Origin of the sequence: Aerococcus agrisoli (assembly GCF_003797145.1) — a bacterium.
GTDB lineage: Bacteria > Bacillota > Bacilli > Lactobacillales > Aerococcaceae > Aerococcus > Aerococcus agrisoli.
Genome location: NZ_RKMG01000003.1, coordinates 14,220 through 25,232 on the forward strand (window position 1 = coordinate 14,220; position 11,013 = coordinate 25,232).

General features: G+C 40.4%; 10 protein-coding genes. 8 read left to right on the forward strand and 2 right to left on the reverse strand.

What is annotated here, in order from left to right; all coding sequences use genetic code 11:
* The first annotated feature begins 21 nt into the window (after positions 1-21).
* The 6 genes from yajC to EF384_RS01500 all read left to right on the forward strand — a co-directional run bounded on the left by yajC (position 22) and on the right by EF384_RS01500 (position 5,908).
* Positions 22-408 carry a preprotein translocase subunit YajC gene (yajC, locus tag EF384_RS01475; protein ID WP_123779220.1) on the forward strand — a complete coding sequence of 129 codons (387 nt, stop codon included), beginning with the start codon at positions 22-24 and terminating at the stop codon, positions 406-408.
* Between the two features lie 60 nt (positions 409-468).
* On the forward strand, positions 469-747 hold the full coding sequence (locus EF384_RS01480) for a post-transcriptional regulator (protein ID WP_233570000.1): 279 nt from the start codon (positions 469-471) through the stop codon (positions 745-747).
* An 883-nt stretch (positions 748-1,630) separates the two neighbouring features.
* Complete coding sequence (locus EF384_RS01485) at positions 1,631-2,278, forward strand: metal-dependent transcriptional regulator (RefSeq protein ID WP_123779222.1); 648 nt, start codon at positions 1,631-1,633, stop codon at positions 2,276-2,278.
* Between the two features lie 44 nt (positions 2,279-2,322).
* Positions 2,323-3,537, forward strand: a complete 1,215-nt coding sequence (gene dinB, locus EF384_RS01490) for a DNA polymerase IV (protein ID WP_123779223.1) — start codon at positions 2,323-2,325, stop codon at positions 3,535-3,537.
* Between the two features lie 36 nt (positions 3,538-3,573).
* Positions 3,574-4,893: a DRTGG domain-containing protein gene (locus EF384_RS01495; protein ID WP_123779224.1), complete on the forward strand. Its 1,320-nt coding sequence runs from the start codon at positions 3,574-3,576 to the stop codon at positions 4,891-4,893.
* Between the two features lie 52 nt (positions 4,894-4,945).
* Entirely contained in the window at positions 4,946-5,908 is a 963-nt protein-coding gene (locus EF384_RS01500) for a DHH family phosphoesterase (protein ID WP_123779225.1), read from the forward strand.
* A gap of 149 nt (positions 5,909-6,057) precedes the next feature.
* Here the strand turns inward: EF384_RS01500 and zwf are convergent, their stop codons facing one another.
* Entirely contained in the window at positions 6,058-7,524 is a 1,467-nt protein-coding gene (gene zwf, locus EF384_RS01505) for a glucose-6-phosphate dehydrogenase (protein WP_233570001.1), read from the reverse strand.
* Positions 7,525-7,719: 195 nt separating this feature from the next.
* On the opposite strand from zwf, the gene EF384_RS01510 reads away from it, so the two are divergent.
* Positions 7,720-9,072 (forward strand): DEAD/DEAH box helicase, encoded by a 1,353-nt coding sequence (locus tag EF384_RS01510; RefSeq protein ID WP_123779226.1) that lies wholly within the window; start codon positions 7,720-7,722, stop codon positions 9,070-9,072.
* 150 nt (positions 9,073-9,222) lie between these two features.
* Here the strand turns inward: EF384_RS01510 and EF384_RS01515 are convergent, their stop codons facing one another.
* Complete coding sequence (locus EF384_RS01515; RefSeq protein ID WP_123779227.1) at positions 9,223-10,008, reverse strand: DUF1189 family protein; 786 nt, start codon at positions 10,006-10,008, stop codon at positions 9,223-9,225.
* A 230-nt stretch (positions 10,009-10,238) separates the two neighbouring features.
* Here EF384_RS01515 and EF384_RS01520 point away from each other — a divergent pair, with 230 nt between their 5' ends.
* The gene (locus EF384_RS01520) at positions 10,239-10,844 is read left to right on the forward strand and encodes a superoxide dismutase (RefSeq protein WP_123779228.1); all 606 of its coding nucleotides are present in this window, start codon (positions 10,239-10,241) and stop codon (positions 10,842-10,844) included.
* Positions 10,845-11,013: the final 169 nt, after the last annotated feature.

The window sequence follows — 11,013 nt, forward strand, 5'->3', positions numbered from 1 at the left end:
ATTTCAGGAGGTTTTTATTCAATGGGTACAGTATTATATATTATCGTTTTAGTTGGGTTGATGTATTTCATGTTAATCCGTCCACAACAAAAACGTCAAAAAGCAACTCAAGACATGATGGCTAGTATGGCTGTAGGTGATACTGCGGTTACTATTGGTGGTTTACATGGTGTGATTGCTGAAATCGACGAAGTGAAAAATACCATTACCTTAAACTGTGAAGGTGTTTTCTTGATCTTTGACCGTCGTGCGATTGCGCGTACGAGCAAAGCTGACCCAATGGATACTGCTGCAGTGAATGATATCATTAGCGATGCTGCTGAAGAGCAAGCACATGCTGAAGCTTCTTTAGTAGAAGATACTGATACTACTCATACAGGTGACCAAGCAGAGGACGATCAAAAATAATTGTCGGTCGGTTTTTGACTAGACATCAAAATGATTGAACCTTTCGTTACGGAGGCCAATATGAAAGTTTCGAACTTCGAGTTCCTCTGTCTTCGACCATGGTTCCTATCAAAATCTCACAGTCTCAAGAAGCAAGGGTATAATGGGATCGAATGGCAGGACATTGAGGAATATTATAGAGAGTTTGCATGGAAACGGGAAGCGCCGAAGAAGTTTTCTGACCGCATCAAGCGTGTGCAACAGCTGCATGCAAATGATTACTTTGACTATGCAAAGTTACAAGCAACGGTTTATGATGTTCCGCCTTTAGAGGAAATGAATATCAAAGATTTATTATAATCATGTTGTTGATTGCCTGGGATCTTGTGTCCTGGGCTTTTTGTTTTGGGAAAATGGGGGTTGCTATCCTTCGGATGAATATTGGTGTGTCTTTGACTGTGTATAATTGATGGGGGTCTTGAGCCTTCGGCTTGTCGTGTATAGTCCTTTAAAAGCCGTAGGACCGACTGGAGCCGAGGTCTCCGGTCTTGAAATCGAGCCACGGTCTCGATTTCATCCTTTTTCACGGCTAAAGGACATACACTTCCGCCTGCGGGTTTATATTGCGTATCTGTTGGTTTTTGAGGAGTAGGTTAATTAAATAAATGTATATTTGTTGTCGTTATGCAATGCCCCTCATAAAATTGATAGGTTAGTAAAAGGGCAATCAGCTGGAGTGCAATGGCGTTGTCTAAATGCAATTATGCTAAGGAAGTAATCGAAATGTAGGAGGGCGTGAAGCCCTCTACCTTTTGATAAGATCTATTTGATTTTGTTTAAAACGGGTGATTCACAAATAAAATGGTCATTTGTGACAAAAGGTGTAAATTTATCATTTATGAAATCTCATATGATACGAAAGCTCGCTAAAATTCATATATAAGAGTCCATAAATGATGCTTTTGCTGTGCTTATCATTTATGGACTTTTATTTGTGATAATTAGGCTGATTATTCATAAATGAATATCTATAAGTGACAAAAAGGGTAAAAATTTCATATATGGGGTGGTCATATGTGATATAGGCACTAATCTTCCACTGGTTGAGGGCTGAACGCTTTTCTCTCATCCTATCTAAAAATTTTTTTTAGGTATAACTATAAAAAAAGCGTGCCTTTTTCCTTTTTAGCCTAAATTTAAGGTATAATAATGTTAGTAAATAGAGAGTGGAAAGGTGATAGTCATGTCTAAAAGTAGAGAAGATTACATGAAAGTTATTTTTGAGTTTGGTGGTCAAGCTGAACGTGTTGGGAACAAGGCGATTAGTGAGGCATTGAATATTTCAGCGGCATCCGTTACTGAAATGATCAGCAAGTTACAAGATGAGGGATGGGTTACTTACATTCCCTATCAAGGTGTACAATTAACTGAAGAAGGTACCAAAATGGGTGCATCATTAGTGAGACGTCACCGTATTTGGGAAATGTTCTTGTATGAAAAACTTGGCTATAACTGGGATCAAGTCCACGAAGAGGCTGAACAGTTGGAACATGCTGGTTCAGAATTATTTGTTGATAGCCTAGATGCATTTTTAGGTAATCCAACATATTGTCCACATGGCGGTGCGATTCCGAATAAAGACGGAGAAGCTGCACCAGAAGCAACAACGCCTTTGGCAGATTTAGCTGTGGGTGATAAATTCAAGATTAAACGTGTAACGGATGACCGTGACCTTTTAACATACTTAGATAAATTAGAAATTAAATTAGATAAGAAATATACTGTCGAAGAAATTGAAAACTTTGACAATTCATACACGATTGCACGTAAAGGGGAAACCGTTGTGTTAAACCCTAAAGCAACCGTGAATGTCTTTGTTGAGAAGGACTAATTTTTTCACCTTCGCCCGGGTAATTTTTTGAAGGAGGGGAGCGCGTGCGTACAATTGGAATATTGTCTTTTGATGATCCAGTAATCGATGGGTCGCGGAAAATATTACATGTGGATATGGACGCCTTCTTCGCCTCAATCGAGCAACGGGATAACCCAGAATATCGTGGGAAACCAGTGATTATTGCCCGCCACCCCAAGGAGAATTCAGGGAAGGGTGTCGTATCGACGGCATCATATGAAGCCAGAAAATTTGGTGTTCATTCGGCTATGTCGGCGGCGGAAGCATATCGTTTGTGTCCGCAAGGAATCTTCGTTTCCGGTAACTACGAAAAATATCGCGAGGTATCGCAACAGGTCCGCGCGATTTTTAAACGTTATACCGACATCATCGAGCCGCTATCCATCGATGAGGCCATCCTAGATGTGACGGAAAATAAAATGGGTTTACCCTATGCCATGGATGTCGCAAAGGAAATTCAAACTGCCATCTACAAGGAGCTAAATTTAACCTGCTCCATCGGCGTGTCTTACAATAAATTCATTGCCAAATTGGCCTCCGACTACCAAAAACCATTTGGAATGACCATCATTACCCCCAAACGCGCCATTCCTTTCTTGGAGCAACTGCCCATCGAGGATTATTATGGTGTAGGGACGAGGTCGGCGGAAAAAATGCATGATCTGGGCATCTACACGGGTGCAGACCTGAAGAAATTATCCCAAGATGAGTGCATCCAATATTTCGGCAAGGCCGGCTTAGCTTTGTATGAACGTGTGCGCGGGGTTGATAACCGTCCTGTAAAAGTGTCAAGGGTACGGAAATCGATTGGTAAGGAACGTACTTTTTACCCATTTCTCTACCACGAAGGTGAAGTCGAAGAAATTCTCCGCAAGCTAGCGGCTAGTGTCAGCAAGGCCTTGAAAGATAAGGGCATGCATGGAAAAGTGGTGACCGTGAAGTTCCGTGATGCGGATTTCAATACGGTCACGCGGCAGCGGTCCTTGGTGGATCCCATTGAGGATTCGGCGGATATTTATTTTTACGCGGCGGATTTGTGGCAAGAATACGGGGACGTGGCCAAAGGGGTGCGTCTGCTAGGGATTACCGTGTCCGATTTAACTGAAATTACCTTTGAAAATATCCGCTTGAATCTATATGAGGACCAAAAAATGAAGGATTCACCGGTTACGACTGATGATCAGTCGGATGACCAAGAGCCAAATCAAGACAATCAAACTGAGCCAGAAGCTTTTTAGTTTGGTTGACTGACAATAAACTGAGGAGCGAAGCAAATGGCTACCAAACATGAGCAAATTATTCAATATATTAAAAATTTACCGATTGATGCCAGAATTTCGGTGCGGAGTATTGCCCGTAATTTAAAGGTTTCTGAGGGTACTGCCTATCGTGCCATTAAAGCGGCTGAAAATCTTCATCTGGTGGCAACGAAGGAGCGTGTTGGTACTGTGCGAGTCGAAGAAAATGAAAACCGCCGCATGCAACATTTGACCATCGAAGAAATTATTAAGGTAACTGACTGCCAGGTACTAGGTGGGGCCGCTGGACTTGACCATGAAGTCCGCAAATTCATCATTGGGGCCATGGAAGCAGACGGGATGCGCCGTTATATCGAACCCAATGCCTTGATGATCGTTGGTAACCGTGAGGAAATCCAACGTATCGCCTTGGAAAATGACATCGCCGTGCTGATTTCCGGTGGTTTCAAACCAAGTAACGAAATCGTGGACCTTGCCAACGAGCGTGAAGTGCCGCTATTGAGTGTTACTTTCGATACTTACGCGACGGCCACTTTAATCAATAAGGCCATGATTGAGCGTTCGATGCAAAAAGATATTCTACTCGTCGAAGATATTTATATCCCGTTAAATCAAACGCAATTCCTATATACCACGGATACGATTACCGCTTACCGCCAGTTATCTGAAGACTCTGGTCATACGCGCTTTCCGGTATGTGAACCTGATGGGAAACTTGCGGGGATTATTACCGCCAAAGATATTTTGGACTTTGACCCAGAAACGCATTTATCCAAAGCCATGACGGCTACGCCTATTTCTGCGAAAAAACCAATGTCTGTGGCCAGCATTACCCACATGATGATTTGGGACGGGCTAGAAATTCTACCCGTCGTTGATGAAGATGAATACCTACAAGGGATTTTATCGCGTCAAGATGTACTTCGGACATTACAATACACCCAACAAACTGAGCAAAGTGAAAACCGCATCGAGATGTTGTTGGCAGACAAGTTAAAATTTGTCGACGCACAAGATGACTTTAGCAAGGCGCGTTACCGTTTCTTGAGCGACGTTTCTTTAACTAATGACTTTGGTGCGATGTCCAATGCTTTACAAAGTGCCATTGTTCAACTTGCCATCAAGCAATTTGTGAAGAAAACCAAAGATAAAGCCATTGTCGTGGACAAAGTAACGGTATATAATTTGAAATTAGTACCACTACAAAGTACCATCGACATTGTACTAGAATTCTTAGATGTATCACGCCGGTCAATGGAAATTGATGTGACCATTTACCACGGTAAACAAGTCATGACCAAAGCACTTGCCAGCGTGAAATCACTAACCAATTAATTACAAAATTAAAAATACCAATGATATTTTTAGGACTTAGAAAGAGGTCAATATGTTAGATAAAATATTAGCTGCAATCGATGAACATGATGTCATTATTATCCACCGTCACGTTCGCCCAGATCCCGATGCCTTGGGTTCACAAATGGGCTTAAAGGCTGTACTGGAAGAAACATACCCAGGTAAGGAAATCTATGCTGTCGGTTTGGATGATGATTCCCTTGCTGAATTTGGGGATATGGATGTCATCAACGATGATAAATATAAAAATGCTTTAGTTATCGTGAATGATTCAGCTAACCGCCCACGTATCGATGATCAACGCTACAAAAAGGGTGCAACTTTAGTTAAAATTGACCACCATCCAAATGAAGATCCTTACGGGGATTACATGATTGTGAAACCTGAAATTTCATCTACATCTGAATTATGGGCTTCTATCGTTTTAGACGAAGATAATGCCCTAAAAATGAATGATGAAGCAGCCAAATGTTTCTTCTTAGGGATTGTTGGGGATACTGGTCGTTTCTTATACGACAATACAACGCCAACAACCATGGCGATTGCAGGTCAATTGTTAAGCTATGATTTCCCAGCATCTGACTTGATGCAAGAATCAAATACACAAACAATTTCCCAAGCCCGTCTACAAGCTTATGTGTTACAAAACATGAAATTATCTGCCCAAGGTACAGTGAACTCTGTCTACATTTCACAAGACTTGCTACAATCCTTAGATTTAACAGCGAATGAAACTTATCAAGTAGTGCAAATTCCAGGGACAATCGAAGGTGTGATCACTTGGGTAAACTTTATTGAGCAACCAGATGGAAAAATTCGTGCCCGTATCCGTTCTAAAGGGCCAGCAATTAACCACATTGCTGCGCAACACGATGGTGGTGGCCACGAAAAAGCTTCCGGTGCTAATGTGTACTCTGAAGCTGAAAAAGATGAATTACTAGCGCAATTAGGCGAAGTAGCCATCGCTTACCGTCGCGAACACTTTTACGACTAATATTGAATTGATGTGAAAAAAATAAGCCTGTGCATTGGCTAGGAAACTAGCTAGTGTACAGGCTTTTTTGTATGATGTTATAGCGTTTGAAGTATCAAGCCAAAACAAAAAGGCGATGCAGAGGCACCGTCATTTTGTTTGTAATTGTATTATTGAACCCAGCAATGGCCGTTTTGGCGTAATAGCTCGTCGGCTTCTTTAGGGCCACGTGATTTACCTTCGTAAGTTGGTAAACTTGTGATGCCGTCGTCTTTCCAGTTTTCGATAATTGAATCAACGATACGCCATTGTTCAGCAAGCTCATTCCAAGTTGAGAAGTTGGTTTGGTCACCGATTAAGGCATCATAAATTAATTTTTCGTATGCATCTGGTACATAGGCAGCAATTAATTCGTCCACATCTGAATTTACAGTTACTAGGTTTGGCGCTAGGGCTTCACCTGGTAATTTTTGATTCAAATGGAAGGCAATGCCGGTTTCAGGTTGAATACTGAAAGTAATGCGTGTTTGATCTGGATTGCATGGTTTTGCAATATCAGCTTCATTTACTTTTTCATTCAAGATGATTTCAACAGTGGTGTGTTTAACAGCCAAAGCTTTACCCGTTTTGAAGTAGAACGGCACATTACCCCAACGGTCATTATTGACTTGGAAGTAACCAGCAAGGTAGGTTTCAGTAACTGAATCCTTGGCCACTTCATTTTCATCTAAGTAGTTGATGAATTCACCATCAGAACTTGCAGTGTATTGTGCACGCACCATTTGTTTATCGGTTTGTTCTGGTGTGAAAGAAGCAATCTCTTTCATGAAGGCTAGTTTACTTGCATGTACAGCATCTTGATCCAAGTTTTCAGGCAATTCCATACCTAACAATGTTGCTACTTGTAAAATGTGGTTTTGGAACATGTCACGAATGGCACCAGATTTGTCATAATAACCACCACGAGTACCAACTGGCATATCTTCAGCTAGGGTAATTTGGATGTTTGAGACATATTGGCTATTTAACATGGCTTCAACTACAGGGTTGAAGTAACGCGTTGTAAGGATGTTTTGTACCATTTCTTTACCAAGATAGTGGTCAATTCGGTAAATATCTTTTTCATCGAAAGATATTTCTAAGGCCTTGTTTAATTCACCAGCTGATGCTAAGTCAGTACCAAATGGTTTTTCAAGGATTACACGGTGGGTACCACCATCGGTTACGATGCCAGCATCTTTTAGACCTTTGGTAATATCAGGGAAGATGGATGGGGCAGTTGAAAGGTAATAAAGATTCTTGCCACCAGTATTGAATTCTTCAGCTAATTTATCCATTGAAGTCTTTAAGTTATCATAATCTTCGGCTTTGGTTGCATCATGTGATACGTAGAAGAAATGTTGAATAAAATTATTTACAGTGGTTTCGTCAGCTTTTTGATCACTAATCGAATCTAAAACAATCTCGCGGAAATAGTCGTCAGACCATTCACGACGTGAGTTACCTAATAGGGCAAAGTTTTCAGATAGTAATTGGCGTTGATATAAGCGGAATAAAGATGGGTAAAGTTTACGACGCGCTAAGTCTCCAGCAGCGCCAAACATAACGATAAGCCCACCAACTTGTTTATTAGTCATTATGCTACATCCTTTCATAGTTCTCATTTATTATATACGAATGTTCGATGCTTTCACAAGGATATGTGCTTGATTTTCTTAGGAATTTTTAATACAGCTATTATTATAGATTTCACAAGAAAAATGGTATACTAGTTAGGATGAGCAAAAAGAACAATTCTTGCGTTGATGCGCAAGCGAGAAAGGTGGGAGACGATGTCTTTTACACAATATGATTTTAAACCCTTTATTTATGAGGCTCTTGCAGATTTAAACTTTACAGAGCCGTCACCTATTCAAGCCAGTGTTATTCCTAAAATTCAAGCAGGGCGTGACGTGATTGCCCAAAGCCAAACAGGTTCTGGTAAATCACATGCATTCCTATTACCATTATTGAACAAAATTACGCCAGAGCACCACACACAATTGGTGATTACAGCGCCAAGTCGTGAATTGGCTGAGCAATTGTACCAAGCTGCCCGTCAAATTATTTCATTCTCACCGGATGAAATCCATATTGAACGTGCTTTTGGTGGTACGGATACGCAAAAACAAGCGAGCCGTTTAGAATCTAACGTACCGCAAATTGTTGTGGGTACGCCAGGTCGTCTATTAGACTTAGTCGACAACAACAAAATTTCTGTACATCAAGTGCGCGATTTCGTTGTTGATGAAGCTGATATGACACTAGACTTAGGTTTCCTAAACGTGGTAGACCAAATTGCAGGTCGTATGCCGAAAAACTTGAAAATGTATGTTTTCTCAGCAACGTTACCACCAAAATTGAAACCATTCTTGATGAAATATATGTCTAATCCAGACTGGTCTACAATTGAAGCGAAAAACAAAATTTCAGATACCATTGAAAACTTATTAGTGCCTGTTAAAGGGCGTGATCGTAAAGCCTTGTTATTCGATACCTTAACAATCGGTCAACCATATTTAGCTTTAATCTTTGCCAATACAAAAGAGACAGTTGAAGAAATCTACAAATACTTGAAATCTCAAGGATTGAATGTTGGTCATATTCATGGTGATTTACCTGCGCGTGAACGTCGCCGTGTCATGAAACAAGTACAAAACTTAGATTTCCAATATGTAGTTGCGACTGACTTAGCTGCCCGTGGTATTGATATTGATGGCGTGTCTCATGTTATCAACTATGAAGTACCAAATGAGTTGGAATTCTTTATTCACCGTGTTGGTCGTACTGGCCGTCAAGGTAAACCAGGTACAGCCATTACTTTCTATATTCCAGAAGAATTGAAAGATATTGAATGGTTGGAAAATAAAGGGATTAAATTCCAATTTAAAGACATCAAAAATCACGAATTAATTGAAGGTAAAGATCATGATGCGCGTTCTGCACGTCAAAAAGCACCTGAAGTTGATAACGCAGTTGCTGGTATGATTGAACGTACTAAACGTTCAAAAGTAAAACCAGGCTACAAAAAGAAATTAAGCCGTCAAATTGCGAAACACAACAAAGATACACGTATGAAAGATCAACGTATCAAACGTCGTGACCAACGTAAACGAAACAAAGAAGAAAACAAAGTTGATTATTAATATCAGAGTTCGCCAAAAAGCGTAAATAATATCGATATGAAAAGAGTTGATGCCCGCCGTCAACTCTTTTTCATCATGCATATATCACAATAGCTATATTTGACGAAACAAAAACACCTCTAGCGCTCGGCTAGAGGTGTTTTTCGTTTGTTATTTTGGAATTTTGATGACGGTGACTTTTTTGATTAAAAGCCAGATGCGCACTAGGGCGAATAGGTACATCAATTCTAGTTGGTAAATGGCGTATAGACCAAATAGGTTGCATATGGTAATCACGAGTAGTGGCATGGTGATGGATACTATGGCCAAGTGTAGGCGCATTTTGAATTTCAAACGTAGGCGAATGGCATCTGGTAGTAAACCAATGACTAGGGCAATCATAACTGCGGCTAGTAAGATATTAAATAGATTACCAATGGCGACCATGATGAATACTAATGGATAGTAAGCGAGGTTCAGTGTGGACATCGCGGTCACGACTGTTTTTAATCCTTCGCTTGTACCGGAGCTGGCTAGTTGGTCATATGTAAAAACCATTGCTTGTCCCATTATGGTTAATGTGACGTTATCGGTATTGTTTTCTAAGGTTATTAGGGTGCCGTTTCCTGTTGTGACTTCATCAGTCGTTATTGAGTTATCAGGATCATAGGCGTAGGTCATTAAATCGGTTTTGTAAATGAACCCGTCTGTGCCGGATGCTGTCATTTTCCCATCAGTTACCTCATAGGCTGGAATTTGATTCGCAATGGATTGCCCGTTGGTTGCCATTAGTTCGAATACTTTTAGGGTATCGAGGAAGTTCGGGATGGATGCTAGGACGACCAGGACAAGTGTGTAGGCGAACATGCGCTTATATGAGTAGGCGATGACGCGGATTGTTTTTGGATAATTTACGATGGCATCATATAAGATGACGAGTAGTTTGGTTTCTTTCATACATTCGCTCTTTTCTGTAAACTCGAAGGAGTCGTTTTGTGGAGAACTTGATTTCTCATACTAGATTCTATTATAACAAAGATTGGGGCAAAAATAAGCCTAGGTGTTCAAGCAATATGCGAATGATTAAAAAATGAGAATTTAATAAGCTAAATTTTTGATATTTTGCAAAAGGATTGCTATGATGAACTTACAACAAAAAAACTTTAATTTCTTAGGAGGAATTTTTAATGGCTTTTGAATTACCAGAATTACCATACGCTTATGATGCTCTAGAACCTTACTTTGATGAAGAAACAATGCACTTACATCATGACAAACATCATAACACTTACGTGACTAATGCTAACGCTGCATTAGAAGGTACTGACTTAGCTGACAAATCTGCTGAAGAAATCTTAGCTAACTTCGATTCAGTTCCAGAAGACAAAAAAACTGCTGTTCGTAACAATGTTGGTGGACACGCTAACCATACATTATTCTGGGAACAATTCGCTGCTAATGCAGGTGGAGAACCTACAGGCGCATTAAAAGAAGCTATCGATGCTAAATTCGGTTCATTCGCTGAATTCCAAGAAGCATTCAAAACTGCTGCTACTGGTCGTTTTGGTTCAGGTTGGGCTTGGCTAGTTGCTGACAACGGTGAAGTTGCAATCACTTCAACTCCAAACCAAGATTCTCCATTAATGGATGGTCAAACACCATTATTAGGTATCGATGTTTGGGAACATGCATACTACTTGAAATACAAAAACGTACGTCCAGACTACATCGCTGCATTCTGGAACATCGTTAACTGGGATGTTGTAGCAGAACGTTTTGACGCTGCTAAATAATTCTCATTAAATGTGATCTGAAGAAAGGTGGGCTTGAGACCCACCTTTTTTTTTTTGTAAATTTTGGTGTTGGAAGGTATCGTGAGTGGGAGATTATGGAATGAGGCGCCATTCCATACAAAATCGTGAAGTCGTATTGAATGATTGTTCGTTCCATACAAAAACCGCC

Excerpts from the sequence above, each read along its gene's own strand:
- yajC (WP_123779220.1), top strand. The coding sequence starts at position 22 with ATGGGTACAGTATTATATATTATCGTTTTAGTTGGGTTGATGTATTTC.
- EF384_RS01495 (WP_123779224.1), top strand. The coding sequence starts at position 3,574 with ATGGCTACCAAACATGAGCAAATTATTCAATATATTAAAAATTTACCG.
- zwf (WP_233570001.1), bottom strand. The coding sequence starts at position 7,524 with ATGACTAATAAACAAGTTGGTGGGCTTATCGTTATGTTTGGCGCTGCT.
- EF384_RS01510 (WP_123779226.1), top strand. The coding sequence starts at position 7,720 with ATGTCTTTTACACAATATGATTTTAAACCCTTTATTTATGAGGCTCTT.
- EF384_RS01500 (WP_123779225.1), top strand. The coding sequence starts at position 4,946 with ATGTTAGATAAAATATTAGCTGCAATCGATGAACATGATGTCATTATT.
- EF384_RS01515 (WP_123779227.1), bottom strand. The coding sequence starts at position 10,008 with ATGAAAGAAACCAAACTACTCGTCATCTTATATGATGCCATCGTAAAT.
- EF384_RS01480 (WP_233570000.1), top strand. The coding sequence starts at position 469 with ATGAAAGTTTCGAACTTCGAGTTCCTCTGTCTTCGACCATGGTTCCTA.
- EF384_RS01520 (WP_123779228.1), top strand. The coding sequence starts at position 10,239 with ATGGCTTTTGAATTACCAGAATTACCATACGCTTATGATGCTCTAGAA.
- EF384_RS01485 (WP_123779222.1), top strand. The coding sequence starts at position 1,631 with ATGTCTAAAAGTAGAGAAGATTACATGAAAGTTATTTTTGAGTTTGGT.